A 15,634-nucleotide genomic window follows, 5' to 3' on the forward strand; every position below is an offset into this window, starting at 1 on the left:
AGGTCGGGGAGGCGGTCGCGCCATGGGCTGGATCGATACGAAGAGTGGCGGGTACGCCGTCACGCTGGACGGCACACGGGTGGTGTGCCGCAACGCCGCGGGGCGCACGCTGAAGCAGGTACCGGCGAAGCTGCGGGACGACGCCGAGGTGGTGCGGCTGCGGCAGCTGGCGGAGTGGCTGGAGCGGCACGAGCTGGAGTGCCGCGCGCAGGTGGACGCCTGGCTGGTGCGTTCGCTGCCGGTTCCGGTGCCGTTGCTCGCCCGGGTGTGGCAGGACGCGGCGTGGCAGGGGGTGCTGCGGGACCTGGTGGTGGCGCCGGTGGGCGCGGACGGGTCGGCCGAGGTGGAGCGGGCCGGGTTCCTCCGGGACGCGGATCCGGATCCGGCGCGTGGACTGGGCATAGTCGACCTGGACGGCGACTCGGTGCGGCTGGGCTCGGAGCAGGGCGTCGAGGCGGTGCTGATACCCCACCCGGTGCTGCTGGAGGACCTGGAGGAGCTGCGGGAGTTCGCGGTCGAGCTGGGGGTCGAGCAGGGTACCGAGCAGCTGTTCCGTGAGGTGTGGCGGCGTCCGGACGAGATTGCGGAGGCGGATGCGGGCGGGAGCTCGGGTGCGGGCCCGAAGGCGACCTGGGACGCGTACGCGCGGGGGAAGTTCGCGGAGCTGCGGCACGCCACGGCGCGGGCGGCCTCGCTGGGGTACCGGGTGCGCGGCGGGTTCGCGGTGTGCCCGCTGGTCGAGGCGGGCCTGCCGCTGGAGGCGGCGTACTGGCTCGGCGACGAGTACCCGGAGGCGGAGACGGAGACCGGCACGCTGGAGTGGCGCGACCGGGCGGGGCGGCGGCTGCCGCTCGCGGAGGTGGGGCCGGTCGCCTGGTCGGAGGGCGAGCGGATGGCCGCGCTGGTGTACGCGGGGCGTGTGGTGGACGAGGAGGGGGAAGCGCGATGAGCGGGGTGCTGAACGGGGTGTCGGAGGAGGCGGCTGACGGGGTGTCGGCGGCGGCTGCCGACCGGGGGGCGCCGGAAGGGCTCTTGGCCGGCCTGGCGGCCCTGTCGGACGCGATGCTGAACCGGCTGCTGGACGGTTTGCTGGACGCCGGCGCGGTGCTGCCGCTGGCCGGCGGTGCGGGTGGTGAGAGCGACGGCGTCGCCGCCGGCGGTGACAGGATCAGCGGTGGTGCCGTCGGCGGGGCCGTCGTTGTCGGCGCGGCACCGGGTACGGAGGCTGGCCGGGGGCCGACCGGCGTGCTCGGGATGGACGCAGCCCCCGCAGGCGCGGGTGCGGACCCGACGGTCGCCGGCCGGGCAGGCTCAGGCCAGGCAGGCGCAGGCCGGGCGGGCGAAGCCCCGGGAGGTGCGGGCCGAGGCGGTGCCGGAGATGTGGATGTGCTGACCGCGCGGGCGTACGCGCACCCGGCGCTGGACGGGCGCACGGTGGTGCGGCTGGTGCCGCAGGCGATCGGACCCGCCGAGGACCTGTCCCTGGAGTACCTGGGGTTCACCAGCGAGCAGGACCCCGAGCCGGTGGGGCGCGTGCGGCGGAAGGCGCTCGGCTTCCCGGCCTGGGCACTGGTGCACGACCCGGACAACGGCCACCACGCCCTGGCGGTAGTCAAGGAGATGGAGCGGCTGTCCCGGCTCGTCGCCACCAAGCCCGGCCTGGCCAAGGAGGGCTTCGAGGGCATCGGGGAACGCCTCGACCGTTCCGTACCGCACTTCCTCCCCACCTACTACGAACAGGTGGCGCGGCTCTTCCTGGCCGCCGAGTCGCGGTCGTACGCGTCGCTGTTCTTCGGCAAGGCGCGGGCAGCCGAGCAGCGGCACGCGCTCGCCGTGGACGAGGAGCGGCTGCGCGAGGTGTTCCTGGAGTTCGCGGGGGCGGGTGCGCTGAGCGGCAAGGCGCTGCGCGAGCATGCCAAGGGCCTGGCCGCCAGGCTGCCCGCGCCGACGGCGTACGAGCAGTTCAGGGTGGTGTCGCTGGAGCGGTGTGCGGCGGGTCTCGCGCCGTACGCGGGCATGCTGGAGGACCTGCGGCGCCTGGCGAAGGCGGCGCGGCTCGACGTGGCCGCCGAGGAGCGGTCGCTGCTGGCGGAGATCATCCAGACCGGTGCGGTGAGCCGGGCGGCGGTGGGCTTCTGGAAGTCGGCCCTGTCCGCGCTGACGGCGGTCGCGGCCGAGGACCGGGCGGTGCGGGAGCGGCTGCTCCACGTGATGCCGACGGCGAGCGGCGACCATCGGGCGGAGTTCGAGACGTCCTGGCTGACGCTGCTGGACGACTGCGGCGCGACGGACCTGCTGCTGGACGGGACGGTACCGGCGGCCGGGTGGCTGTCGGCCTGGGCGGCGTACCGCCGACGCGGGTACGGGCGGGCGACGCGGCTGGCGGCCGAGCTGGCCCTGGTGGAGCGGCTCGCGGACCGGCTCGTACGGGACGGCGTGCCGGTACGGCTGATCTCGGGCGGCGGTTGGCGCATGGGCGCCGACCTGGATCTGCTGGACCTGTGCCTGTCGCTGGGTGTTCCGGTGGAGCCGCCTGCGGAAAGCACCACCGGCTACCTGGATCTGGCGGGCTGGCTGCAGGACGAGGCGGAGGGGCGCCGGGATCTGGTGGCCCTGGCCGCAGACGAGCGTTTCACGGGGATGTTGCGCCGTTCCGTGGAGCAGCTGGCCGGTGACGGCGAGGCCCCGGCTCGGCTGCGCCGGGTAGTGGAACACCCCGCGCTGCGAGGCGTGCTGGCGGGCTGGATCGCGGACCGCGCGGACGACCTGTCACGGGCGTGCGGCCTGCCGGAGCTGCGCGAGCAGTTGGCCCGGCTGGCGAAGTTCTCGAGCCCCTCCGTGCTGGCCGCGGCGCCCGCCGCGATGGAGCGGATCTCCGCCGTCACGCCGACCGCCGCGCTGGCGCGGACCCTGCGTGCGGGTGTGCTGGACGAGCTGGGCTGGCCCGCCCTGGAGGAGACGCTGCCGAAGCTCGGCAAGGTCTATCCGGTGGCGGCCGGGCAGCGGCACGCGTTCCTCGCCGAGCAGTGGTACCGGCTGGCGGACGCCTGGCCCGCGTTGATCGTGCGCAACGGCAACGAGGCGGCGGTGGTGGGCCCGGACGAGGCCCTCGACGTACGCCCGCTGACGCTGCCGGCGGCGAAGACCAGCGGCTGGGACCAGCCCACCGTGCGGTACGTGGACGGACAGTGGCTGGTGGCGAACGGCCATGGCCCCGATCGGCGCGCGGTGTGGTCCGGCAGACCCGCCGACGTCTTCGTGCCGGCCGGCCGGCTGGACGACCACTGGGTCGCGGCGCACATGGCGTCGTTGCCGCTGCCGGGCGGAGGCCGCTGCTACGGCGGACGGCCGGTACACGCGGGCGACACGTCGTTCGCCGAGGAGCGCCGGAAGGTTGCCTCCGACGGCGTCTCGGTGTGGGTGCTGCACGACGACGGCTGGTGGGAATACGACCCGTTGACCGCACGGCGCGGCCGTGCGGCAGGCCCCGCGTTCTTCGACGAGGCCCTGGCCGGGGCGGCCGACGGGGAGCGGCTGCTGGCGGGGTACTGCCGGCTCATGCCCGTGCAGCCCGGCCTGGAGTCGTCGCCGTTCGGCAGCAAGGACGGCCTGCTGGGCTGGTGGGTGCTGTACAACCCGAAGACGCGGACGATGACGGCGTGTTCGGTGGACGGCAGCCGCAGTCCGGCGGTCCCGGCGCTGCCGGGGGCGTACGGCGAGCAGATCGCCGGGGGCGTTCCGCTGCCGCCGCTGCACCTGCCGGGCGGGGCGGTGCTGCATCCGCGGGAGACCCAGCGCTTCGACACCGTCGTCGACCTGTACGACGCGGAGGGCGTGCGGATCGCGCAGGTCCAGCTGTGCGACCGGGGTGGCAGGTACGCGGCCGGTACGCCGCTGGTGCCGCCGCTGGCGTACTGGCACGCGCTGCGGCCGCGCGACGAGCGCGGCTCGGCGCGCCTGCGTGCCGTGACGGACGCGGACGCCGCCGCGCTGCTGGAGGCCGTGGCCGGGGGCGCGGCCCCCGCCGAGGCGGTGGCGCGGGTGCTGCCCGAGGTGACGCACCCGGGGCTGGTCGCCGGTGTCGCCGGGCTCGTGGAGGAGGCGGCCCGGTGCGGCAAGTGGCTGACGCAGCTCGCCGAGAAGGCGGAGCAAGGGCGTCGGGCGCCTGTTGAGGCGGAGCCGCTGGTGCGGTTCGCGGGGGATGAGGCGTTGGCCGGTGCGATGGTCGGCCTGGGCCCTGCGGCGAACGCGTACGGGCTCTGGGGTCGAGGCCCCGGCACGCACACGGCCGTCGACCAGCTGCGTCAGGTGGCCGCCGTTCTCGGCGCGCCGGCGGACGGCGTGCCGGAGAAGGTGAAGCTGCGCGGGTCGGGGGTGCCGTGGTTGTCGTTCGCGGGGCGCGGTCTCGCCGCACTCGCGATTCGGGCCGCGGCGCCGGTGACCGAGGAGGCGCACCGGGCCGCGCTGCTGGAGTTCCTGGAGCTGGTGGGTGCCGTGATGGTGGACGGCGAGCCGGTACTGGTGGACCCGCGGGGGCGGTTGCGGCTCGTGCGGCTGAAGGTCGCCCGGCCGGGCGGCACGCAGCGACTGGGTGAGGTGCACCGGTCGGCGGCCCGGCGCATGGTGCTGTTCGCCATGGTGCGGCAGGACGAACAGCACTCCTTCTACGCCGGGCTCGAATACGACCCGTCGGGCGCGTTCGGGGCGTGGGACGGCTTCGCCCTGGTCGATTCCACGGTGCTCGGGGAGCGGGACGACGCACCGCTGGCCGCGTCGCTGCGGCGCGTGGTGGAACTGGTGCGGGAGCGGGGCCCGCTGCCGTACCGGCCGGATCAGGCGCTCCACTTCGCGGAGCAGGTGGGGGTCAGCGCTCCTACGGCGGCCCTGGTGCTGCTCGGCATGCCGGGCGTGGACGGGTGGGACCGGCAGAGCCTGCTGCCCGCGGAGATGCTGGCCCCGCTGGGAGCCAAGACCGCGCAGGCTGAGGCGGCCAGGACGAGCCTCAGGACGCTGGCCACCATCGATCGGCAGCACTACACCGCCCTGTTGCTTCCCCGTGACGCCGATGCCGTCGCCGGCCTGTGGGACTCCGGCTTCGATCTGGAGCCGTTGACCGACGCTTGGGTACGGGCGCGGGGCAGGCGGCGCGTGGTACCACCCGAGCTGGTCGCCCGCGCCGTTACCGAGACCCAGCCCCGGCAGAGCGGCATGCTCGACGCCGTGCTCAACCCGGAGGCGCAGCCGGAGCTCACGGGCCGTACCGAACAGCGCGTCGAATCCGAGTCGGGCCGGCTCGCCGCCGCCGAGCCGGAGCAGCTGCTCACGGGGAACCGCATCACGTTGTACGTGGACATGCTGCGCTGGCTGGCGTACCGGCTGCCGTTCGGTCACCCGCTGCGCGCGGTGCTGCCCGTCACGCTGCGGATGCTGCGCGAGCGGCTGGCGGACCCGGGGCTGCTGCTGGACCTGGGTGTCAGCTGGGACACACAGGGCAGCTGCAGCGCGCCGCGGATCCGGGAGGCGTGTGGGCTGCCCGCTCAGGGCGGGGGTGACCGGCAGGGCGTCGTCGAGGTGGGGGATGCCCTGGTGCTCATGCCGATGCAGTACAGGCCGGAGTGGGAGGAGGTGTGGCTCCGGTCGGCGGCAGTGCTGCCGGGCGCGGGCGAGCACGGCGGCCCCGACCATCCGGCACTGACGCTGCTGGCGGCCCTGTCCAGGCCGTCGGAACTGCTGGATGCGTTCCGCACGCTGCTGAGCGACGAGTTCGAGGCGCTGGTGACGGCGGACTGTCCGGCGGGCGGCACGGCGGGCGCGCCGCAGCACCCGGTGTACAGCGTGCCCGAGCTGGTGGAGCAGGCGGCGGAGCTCCACGGGCTGTCCCAGGACGCGGCCGCGCTGTACCTGATGCTGCTCGCACTTCCGGACCCGACGGACCGCAAGCAGGCGGAGTGGACGGGGTGGAAGCCGGCCCGGCTGAAGAAGGCCCGGGCCGAACTGGCCGCCACCGACTTGGTGGTGGAGGCCAAGCGGCCCCGCGCGGGGCGGTCGTTGTTCCTGCCCGGCGGCTGGCTGGAGCGGGCGGCACCGCAACTGCCGCTGGAGAGCTGGAAGACGGGGCTGTTCCCGGGGGAGGGATCCGCCTTCCTGGTGCCGGACCGCCCGGTGGCCGAGGTGTACGCGGCTGCATGGCGCCGGGTCGTCGACGGTGACGTGCCCGGATACGAGGAGTTCGAGAGCCGGGCCCGGGGGCGCGGCACGGGCCGTGGCACGGGCGACGGCCGGGGAGGAAGGCGATGAGCGTGAGCGTGCGGGCTGAGGGGTCAGGCGGGCACCAGGGGGTTCGGCGGCAGGTGGAGCTGCCGGAGGACCGGTACGCCGAGGAGCTGGCGTTCCTGGCGGCGTACGACGAGGGCCCGCGGCCGCCGGGGTGGCGTTTGACCCCGCGCGCGGTGGTGGTCTTCGTGTGCGGTTCCGGTGGGGAGGCGCTGGAGTCGGATGACGGCCGGCGACTGGTCGTGTCGCGGAAGTTCGTGGGTGACCGGGCGCTCGTGGAGCGGTGCGTGGTGACGCTGGCCGGCGAGCGCGGGCTGCTCCTCGTCGGCGAGCCGGGCACCGCGAAGTCGATGCTGTCGGAGCTGCTGGCCGCCGCCGTGTGCGGCACCAGCACCCTCACGGTGCAGGGCACCGCCGGTACGACGGAGGACCAGCTGCGGTACGGCTGGAACTACGCGATGCTGCTGGCCAAGGGGCCCAGCCGGGAGGCTCTGGTGCCCTCGCCGGTGCTGACGGCGATGGTGCGGGGTGCGGTCGCCCGGGTCGAGGAGGTGACCCGTTGCCTGCCGGAGGTGCAGGACTCGCTGGTGTCGCTCCTGTCGGAGCGGCGCATGTCCGTGCCGGAGCTGGCGGGGACGGGTGAGTCGGGCCGGGAGGGCGAGGACGGGACCGTGCACGCGGCGCCCGGCTTCACCCTCATCGCCACGGCCAACCTGCGCGACCGGGGCGTATCGGAGATGTCCGCCGCGCTCAAGCGGCGCTTCAACTTCGAGACCGTCGGCCCCATCGACGACGTGGCGGCCGAGACGGAGCTGGTGCGGGTGCAGGCCACGGCGGCGCTGGCGCGCGGCGGGGCGGCGTTCGCGCTGGACGAGGCGGTGCTGGAGGCGCTGGTCACGGCGTTCCGGGACCTGCGCACCGGGCGCAGCGCGGAGGGCTGGGAGGTGGAGCGGCCGTCCACGGTGATGTCGACGGCGGAGGCCGTACAGGTCGCCACCTCCATGGGGCTCGGCGCGGCGTACCTCGGCAACGGCCGCGATGTGGTGCGTACGCTGCCGGGCCATCTCCTCGGCACGGTCCGCAAGGACGACCCGGCGGACCACGGGCGGCTGCTGGGGTATTGGGACGGGCCGGTGCGGCGCCGTGCGGAGGGCGGGGCTCCGCTGTGGCGGACGCTGTGGGAGCTGCGCGATGAGCTCACCTGACGGGCCTGCGGAGGCGGTGGAGGAGCTGGCGGGGTGCCGTGACCCGTTCCTGATCGGGGTACGGCACCACTCCCCCGCGCTGGCGGCGTCCGTGCCGGCGATGTTGGCCGAGGCGGCACCGGAGGTGCTGTTGGTGGAGCTGCCGGAGGAGTTCGCACCGTGGCTGGTGTGGCTGGCGGACCCGGCGACGGTGCCGCCGGTGGCGCTGGCCGGCAGCGGCGGTGATGACGGTGGGCTGGTGTTCCTGCCGTTCGCGGAGTTCTCGCCGGAGCTGGCCGCGATCCGCTGGGCGCGGGAGGCGGGCGTCGAGGTGGTGCCGTTCGATCTGCCGTTGGGGGCTCGGGGTCAGGGCCGGGGGGCTTCGGCACCGAGGCCGGTGGCGGGGCCGGTGCCGGCTCGGCCGTCGGCGTCGGCGTCGGCGTCCGTTGCGGCTTCCGCTTCCGCATCCGCTCTCGCTTCCGGCGAGCGGGGGGTCGCTGCTGCTCTGCGGACACGGGTCGGGGGCCGGGCCGGGGACGATCTGTGGGACCGGCTCGTCGAGGCCGCCGCTCCGGGTGCGACGCCCGAGGCCTTGCGGCGGGCGGCGCTGGTGGTGGGCTGGGCGTTGAGGGCGGACCAGGAGGCGGTCGATCCGTACGACCTCCGGAGGGAGGCGCACATGCGGCGCAGGCTGGCCGCATACGCGGGCCGGCGCACGGCGGCCGTCGTCGGCGCGTTCCACGCGCCTGCGCTGCTGCCGGCGGTCACGCGGGAGGGTGCCCCCGCGGAGACCCGCTCCGGTGAGGTTGCACCAGGCGACTCGGCTCTTGGTGAGGTGGCTCCCGGTGGGGTGGGGCCCGGTGAGGGAGCTCCCAGTGGGGTCGTCACGTCGCTCGTGCCGTACGCGTACGGGCTGCTGGACGAGCGCTCCGGCTATCCCGCCGGGATCCGTGACCCGGAGTGGCAGCACGGCGTCCACGCCGCCGCGGGGGACCCGGCGCTGATGGACGAACTCCTGCTGTCGACGGCGGTACGGATCTGTGCCGCAGTACGGGATGCGGGCCACCCGTGTGGGCCTGCCGATGCGCGTGAAGTGGTGCGACTGGCCAGGGATTTGGCCACGCTGCGGGGGCTGCCCGCCGCCGGGCGGGGGGAGCTCGCGGAGGCCGCGCAGTCCGTGCTGACGCAGGGCCGGCTGTTCGGGCGAGGCCGGGTCGTGGCCGCGGCGATGGAGAAGATCCTGGTCGGCGACCGGCGCGGGCGGCTCGCGCCGGGCACGCCGCGCTCCGGTCTGGGACCGGCGGTGGAGGCGCTGTTGTCGCGGTTGTCGCTGCCGACGCCGGACGCGCCCGCCGCGCGTGAGCTGCGGCTGGACGCCTTGCGCGCGGAGCTGGACCGGGATCGGGAGGTCTGTCTGCGGCGGCTCGCGGTGTGCGGAGTGCCGTACGGGCATGAGGCCGAGGTCGCGGGCGTGGGCGGAGCCGACGCGCTCACCACGCGGTGGACGGTCGCCTGGTCGCCGTCCACCGCGGCGATGCTCGATGTGGCGGGTGTGCATGGAGTGACCCTCGAGCAGGCGGCCACCGGGGTGCTGCGGCAGCGGCACGCGGTGCAGGCGCGGGAAGGCGGCCCGACGGCGGTCGAGGTCCTGGACAGCCTGCGGGAGGCGGCACGGTGCGCGCTGTCAGATCTGGCGGCCGAGCGGCTCGCGGAGGTGGCCGTCGCGCTGCCCGCATCGGGCACGCTGCCGCAACTCCTCGACGGCCTCGCACTGTTGGACCGCATCCGGTCCGGTCATGTGCCGGGCCTGCCCCAGGGGTGGCGGCGGGACGCGGTGGACGCGGCGTACGAGGAGCTTGCGGCGGCCGGGGTCCGTGCGCTGGACGGGCTGGCCGGCTCCACGGATCCGGAGGACGCCCGCGCGCTCGTCGCCCTCGCGGCGCAGGCCGACACCGCGTCGGGCGGCGGCCTGCGGCTGGCCGACGCCCTCGCCCGGCTCGACGCCGGAGCCACGCCCCTGATCCGGGGGGCGGCCGGCGCAGCGCGCGTGCTGCTGGCGCAGCGGGACGCCGGGGAGTTCGGAATGCGGCTGGCCTCGCGGGCGGACAGCGCCACGACGCCCGAGCTGCGGGCGGAACTGACCGGTCTGCTCCGCGGCGCCCTGCTGGCGGCGGGCCCGCTCCTGGAGGCGGGCCGCGCCCTCGACCCGTTGCTCGAGCGGGTGGAGACCTGGCCGGACCGCGACTTCCTGGACCGCCTGCCCGCGCTGCGAGCCGGGTTCGACACGCTGGCGCCCGCGGCCCGTTCACGGCTGCTGGCCGTAGTCGAGGACCGCACCGGCTGCGCCTCGTCCGGCTCCCTGCCGCCCGAGATACGCGACCCGGCGGCGCTCGCGCTCCTCGCCCGGGCGGACCTGGCGGGCCGCGAGGCGCTGGCGGCACGGGGCTTCGGCGCAACCCCCGACTGCGCGGCCCCTGGCAGGGCGGTCCCCGCCGACGGGGCCGACTCGGCCGGCTTGGGTCCGGCCGGTATGGGCCCGGCTGCGCCCGACGAGGTGCGCTCGGGCATGCCCGAGCCGGGGGCACTCACCGCCGGAGAGCGGTGGCGGCTGCTGCTCGGGCAGGCGCGGGAGTTGACCGGGGCCGCCGGGCGGCTGGCCCGGGCTCTCGACGAACTGTACGGGCGGGGCCGCGGAGAGGGCTCGCGAGGCGAAGAGGCCGCCGGTTACGGGCCCGGAGCCGGCGACGGGGCGCCGTTCCCGGACGTACGGTCCTGGTCGGAGGAGCTGGCCGCGCTGTTCGGGCCCGGCGTACGCGAGGAGGTCCTGGCCGCTGCGGCCGACGCGGGGCGGCTGGATGCCGCGCTGGAGCTCAACCCCGAGGCGGCCCGCCCCTCGGTGGAGCTGCTGCGTACGGTCCTGTCGTACGCGGGCGGCCTGTCGGAGCAGCGGCTCGCCCGCTTGCGGCCGCTGGTCGCCCGACTCGTACGGGAGTTGACGCAGGCGCTCGCCAACCGGCTGCGCCCCGCGCTGGCCGGGCTCGCGCATCCGCGTCCCACGCGCCGCCCCGGAGGGCCGCTGGATCTACCGCGCACCCTGCGCGCGAATCTGGCCTCGGCCCGCCGCGACCCGGTGACGGGCGCGGTGACCGTTCTGCCCGAGCGGCCCGTGTTCCGTAGCCGGGCGCGCAGGCAGGCGGACTGGCGGCTGGTGCTCGTCGTGGACGTGTCCGGGTCGATGGAGGCGTCCACCATCTGGTCCGCGCTGACCGCGTCCGTCCTCGCGGGAGTGCCCACGCTCAGTACGCACTTCGTCGCCTTCTCCACCGAGGTACTGGACCTGACGGGCCACGTCGACGACCCACTGAGCCTCCTGCTGGAAGTCAGGGTCGGCGGCGGCACCAGCATCGCGCGGGGCCTGCGGCACGCCCGCGAGCTGGTCACGGTGCCGTCGCGCACGCTCGTCGTGCTGGTCAGCGACTTCGAGGAGGGCGGCCCGGTCGGTCCCCTCCTGTCGGAGGTGCGGGCGCTGGTGGACGCGGGCTGCCACGTCCTCGGCTGCGCCTCGCTCGACGACCAGGGGCGGCCGCGGTATTCGGCGGGCGTGGCGGGGCTGTTGGTGGCGGCAGGCATGCCGGTCGCCGCGCTCAGCCCCTTGGAACTGGCCCGCTGGGTCGGCGAACGCGTAGGAGGTACGCAGCGGTGACGGATCTTTCCTCTGGCCTGCCTCCGGTGGCCGCGGAGGTGGTGGCGACCGCGCTCGATCTGCTGCCCGCACGGCTGCGCAAGCGCGTGGACGGCGCGGTGGCGAAGGCGGCCGGCTGGCCGGTGGAGCGGACGGCCGACGGTGTGCTGGTCCGCGCCGGTGACGACACGGTGGTGACGCTGACGACGGCGGCCGCCGGTGTCGTGGCGTCGGCGGAGGCGGCGGTGTGCAGTTGCCTGCTGGCCCCGGCCTGCCTGCACCGTGCGGCGGTCCTGTCCCGTGCGCCGGTCGCGGAGGAGGGCTCCGCCGAGGCGGCGGCCGTGCCGGGAGAGCAGCCCGGTCCCCGGCAAGCGCAGGAGCAAGGGCAAGCGCAAGCGCAGGGGCCGAGGCAAGGGCAGGAGCCGGGCACGGGCGAGGGCGCGAGCGACGGCACGGGGACGGCTCGCGGAGACGGCGGGCCCACCGCCGCGCAGGCGGCGGCGCTGCACGCGCTCGGGGACGCCGCGGTGGCGGTCCTCGTCGCGGGCGTGGCCGGGGCGGGGGCCGTGGTGCGGGCCGAACTGCTGCGGGCGGCGCACTCCGCGCGGCTCGCCGGGCTGCACCGGCCCGCCGCCGTCGCCGTACGCGTCGCGCGGCGCCTCGGAGAGGCGCGGTCGGAGGACCCGGCCTTCCGGTTGCCCGAGTTGTCCGCCGACCTGGCCGCGCTCCTCGACTCCGTACAGCGGCCGGATGCGGCGGTGCTGGGCGGCCCGGTGCGGCGCGAGTACCGGCCGTCCCAGCCGTTGCGGCTGTACGGGCTGTTCACCGAGCCGGTCGTCACGGCGTCGGGGTACGCGGGCGCGACGGTGTACGCGGTCACGCCGGACGGTTCCTTCCACACCGTGTCGGACGTGGCGCCCGGCGGCCCGGAGCGGGCGGTCCACGCGTCCGCCACGGCTCTGGTGCCGGGTGGCTCCGCGCTGCCGCTGCGGGAGCTGGGCGACGGCGGCGGGGTCATCCTCACCTCGCCGACCGTCTCGGCGGACGGCCGGATCGGCGGCGGCGGGTCGGTTCGTTCCGTACGGGCGGCGGGGTGCGCCTGGCACGAGCCGCCGCTCGACACCTTCTGGCGGCGTCCGCCGTCCGCCCAGCTGGATGCCGCCCTGGACTGGCTGACACAGCCCGCCGACGAACGTCCGGCGGGCGGTGACCTGCTGTTCCTCACGGGCACGGTCGCCGGTGACGGCGGCCGCGTCCGGTTCGCCGTCGACGGCGGGCCGGTCGTCACGCTGTACGCGCCGGACGAACGGACCGAGTTGCCGTACGCCGAGAACCTGCGGCTGCTCGGCGCGCGCCCGGGCCTGCGGCTGAGGTTGATCGCCCGGGCCGCCGCTGATCCGGCCGGCGGGGTGCGGGCGCTCGCGGCGGCCTGGGCCGGTCACGACGGTGAGCCGGTCCGCGCGGACCTGGGCCTGCGGAGGCTGAACCGTACGGACGTACCCGCCGCGGGGGCGCTCGCGGCCGCCGGCCCGTCGGCGCCGGAGGCATTGCCCGAAGCGTCGCCCGGGACGTCGCCCGGGACGTCGCCGGAGACCTTGCCCCTGGAGCTGGACCTGCTGCGCCGCGCGGTTGACCGTGCGGTGGCGGGCGGCCGTCCCGTAGCGGCGGCCGCGGCCGACGGTGACCTGCCGCACAGGCTGCGCGCAGTCGGCTTCACGACCGGGGCGCGGTGCGCGCAGGACCTCGAGGACGCGGCCACGGCACGGAACCTGGACGCACTGGGGCGCCTGCTGCCCGCGGACTCGGGCGCGTTCGCCCGGGCCTGGCTTGCCGCGGCCGTCTACGCGTCGGCAGCGTCGCGTTCGCTGGTGTCGGCGGCGTGGTCGAGCTCGGGGCTGGCGCTGGGGCACGGGTCGGAGACGGGGACGGGGACGGCTGATGACGAGAGCCAAACCCGTAGGGGGCCGGTGGCCGTGAAGCCGTGACGCAGGGCGGCTGCGAGGTCGTCGCCGTGTTCGTACCCGACGACCGGCATGCCCGGCCAGCGGTCGGCGATCGTGGCGAGGCAGCCGGGCCAAGCGTCGGGGCCGAACAGGTTGGAGACGCCGACCATGCCAGTGGCGGCCGCGGTGGCGGTGGCAGCGGTGCGGCTGACGACGGCTCCCGCGACGATACGGCCGTCCGGCGCGCGGCCGGCGAGGACCGTGGTCGCCGGGTCGGCGCGCAGCGCGGGGCGGAAGAGGTCCATGCGGTCGCCGCCGTTCCAGGCGGCCTCCCAGGCGGCGAGCTCGGCGGCGGTCTCGACCGGTTCCCAGGCTCTGGTGACCGGTCCCGGGGCGGCGAGGGCAGCGGGGCGGTGGACCCACTGTCCTTCGAAGAGCACCTCGAAGCCGTGTGGCGTCAGGTCCAGCTCCGCGAAGCTGTCCTTGACCGAGCAGCCGGGCGTGCTCCGGTCGACGGCGTCCAGCATGGCGCGTATCTCGGTGTCCGATGCGCCGGGGGCGAGGGTGACGGCGTCCGGGTAGTGCGGCGGAGTGCGGCGCGGGTGCGTCCAGGCGCGGTCGCCGAACGTCCCACCTGGGAGTCCGTGAGCCCTGCACATCGCATCGCACCACTCGGCGTTGTTGCGAGGCGGCCGCTTCGCGCTTCATGTGGCGATCGTGACAGGTGTGGTGACGCTACCCTGCCCCCTATCGAACTTTCCGAAACACGGAATATATTTTCCGTTGAATCGGGACTTGGGGGTACTCATGGCTACGGACCGGGCTCTGCCCCGCCGCGCAGTCGCCGAGCTGGTCGGCAGCGCGGCACTGGTCGCCGTCATCATCGGCTCCGGCCTGCAGGCCAGCGCGCTCAGCGACGACGTCGGCGTGCGGCTGCTCGCCAACTCGCTTGCGTCGGCGATCGGGCTCGGCCTGCTCATCGCACTGTTCGCGCCCGTCTCCGGGGCGCATCTCAACCCCGTCGTCACCCTCTGCGTCTGGTGGACCCGGCGGCGCGGCGGGGACGGGCTGCTCGGGCGCGAGGTGGCGCTGTACATCGGCGCGCAGCTGGCCGGAGCGGTCGCCGGGGCGCTGCTCGCCGAGGCGATGTTCGGGCGGGCGCCCGGCAGCTGGTCCACCCAGATGCGGTCGGACGGGCACCTGCTGCTCGGCGAGACGGTCGCCACGGCCGGGCTTGTCCTGCTGATCCAGGGCTTGGACCGGATCGGGCGTGCCGGGTTGGCGCCCGTGGCGGTGGCGGCGTACATCGCGGCGGCGATCTGGTTCACGTCGTCCGGGTCGTTCGCCAACCCGGCGGCGACGGTCGGCCGGTCTCTGACCGACTCCTTCACCGGGATCGCCCCGGCCTCGCTCCCGGGCTTCATCGCGGCGCAGCTCGTCGGCGGGCTCCTCGGCGCGGGGCTGGCGAGCCTGCTGTACGGGAGGCGGCCGCCGGGGGCCGAGCCGGCCGCGGGCTGAGTCGGGCGCGGGCTGAGCCGGGCGCGGGCTGAGCCGACGTTGCGGCGGTCCGGTTACCTGCCCAGTCGGGCGTAGGGCAAGCCGGTCGCCTACCAGCCGGACACGCGGCGGGCCGGTTGCCCGCTGAGCCGGGCGCTCGACGGGCCCGTTGCCCACCCAGCCACGCGGAGGGCGAGCCGGTTGCCCAGCCGGGCGGGGGCTGGCGGGCCGGTTGTCGGCTGAAACCGTCGTCGGGTGAACCGCGCCGGGGCCTTTCGCGTCGGAGAGGACAGGGCGGGAACAACCAAACGGAGGTTCGAACATGCGACGCACGCGGCTGCCGCTGCTGCCACGGGGCCGGCGGGGACAGCGGCGGGTGGTGCAGGCCGTCATGCTCGGGTGCGTCCTCGCGCTCGCGCCCATGACCTGGATGCACGCCGTCGCCGACGGCCGGCTGCGCACCGCCGACGACGTCCCCGCCCACGACGTCGCCGTCGTCTTCGGCGCGGGCCTGTGGAACGGCCGGCCGACCCCGTACCTGGCCCACCGCCTCGACACGGCCGCCAAGCTGTACCGGGACGGCAAGGTGAAGGTGCTCCTCGTCACCGGGGACAACAGCCGCGTCGAGTACGACGAGCCCGACGCCATGCGCGCGTACCTGACGGAGCGGGGCGTTCCGGACGGGCGGATCGTCAGCGACTACGCCGGTTTCGACACATGGGATTCGTGCGTGCGCGCGAAGAAGGTCTTTGGCGTCGACCGCGCGGTCCTGGTGACGCAGGGCTTCCACATCCAGCGGGCCGTGACGCTGTGCCGGGAGGCGGGCGTCGACTCGTACGGGGTCGGCGTGGCCGAGCCGCACGACTCGGTCTGGTACTACGGCGAGGTGAGGGAGCTGGCGGCGGCCGGGAAGGCGGCGGTGGACGCGGTGTTCGAGCCGGAGCCGAGGTTCTTGGGGCGTGAGGAGCCGGGTGTGGCGGAGGCGTTGGCCTCTCCTTGACGGCGGCCCCTCCCCCGCCCCGGCTCACCGGCCTGACCCCACCACCTGGAGAGGG

General features: G+C 75.6%; 7 protein-coding genes. 6 read left to right on the forward strand and 1 reads right to left on the reverse strand.

Features of this window, described 5'->3' with window-relative positions; translation table 11 throughout:
• Positions 1-22: 22 nt before the first annotated feature.
• From ACZ42X_RS28585 to ACZ42X_RS28600, 4 genes are read left to right on the forward strand one after another with little or no spacing between them, the layout of a single operon-like run.
• The gene (locus ACZ42X_RS28585) at positions 23-949 is read left to right on the forward strand and encodes a DUF4132 domain-containing protein (RefSeq protein WP_468295809.1); all 927 of its coding nucleotides are present in this window, start codon (positions 23-25) and stop codon (positions 947-949) included.
• Positions 946-6,297 carry a hypothetical protein gene (locus tag ACZ42X_RS28590; protein ID WP_468295812.1) on the forward strand — a complete coding sequence of 1,784 codons (5,352 nt, stop codon included), beginning with the start codon at positions 946-948 and terminating at the stop codon, positions 6,295-6,297. The genes ACZ42X_RS28585 and ACZ42X_RS28590 overlap by 4 nt, the downstream gene beginning before the upstream one ends.
• Positions 6,298-6,299: 2 nt before the next feature.
• Positions 6,300-7,478: an ATP-binding protein gene (locus ACZ42X_RS28595; protein ID WP_468295814.1), complete on the forward strand. Its 1,179-nt coding sequence runs from the start codon at positions 6,300-6,302 to the stop codon at positions 7,476-7,478.
• Positions 7,465-11,160 carry a DUF5682 family protein gene (locus tag ACZ42X_RS28600; protein WP_468295816.1) on the forward strand — a complete coding sequence of 1,232 codons (3,696 nt, stop codon included), beginning with the start codon at positions 7,465-7,467 and terminating at the stop codon, positions 11,158-11,160. The genes ACZ42X_RS28595 and ACZ42X_RS28600 overlap by 14 nt, the downstream gene beginning before the upstream one ends.
• Positions 11,161-12,979: 1,819 nt before the next feature.
• On the opposite strand, the gene ACZ42X_RS28605 is transcribed toward ACZ42X_RS28600, so the two are convergent.
• Positions 12,980-13,741 (reverse strand): hypothetical protein, encoded by a 762-nt coding sequence (locus ACZ42X_RS28605; RefSeq protein ID WP_468295819.1) that lies wholly within the window; start codon positions 13,739-13,741, stop codon positions 12,980-12,982.
• Between the two features lie 148 nt (positions 13,742-13,889).
• On the opposite strand from ACZ42X_RS28605, the gene ACZ42X_RS28610 reads away from it, so the two are divergent.
• Entirely contained in the window at positions 13,890-14,600 is a 711-nt protein-coding gene (locus ACZ42X_RS28610) for an aquaporin (RefSeq protein ID WP_468295821.1), read from the forward strand.
• A 301-nt stretch (positions 14,601-14,901) separates the two neighbouring features.
• Complete coding sequence (locus tag ACZ42X_RS28615; RefSeq protein WP_468295824.1) at positions 14,902-15,579, forward strand: SanA/YdcF family protein; 678 nt, start codon at positions 14,902-14,904, stop codon at positions 15,577-15,579.
• The last annotated feature ends 55 nt before the right edge of the window (positions 15,580-15,634 follow it).

The organism is Streptomyces sp. NPDC030862 (assembly GCF_055571835.1).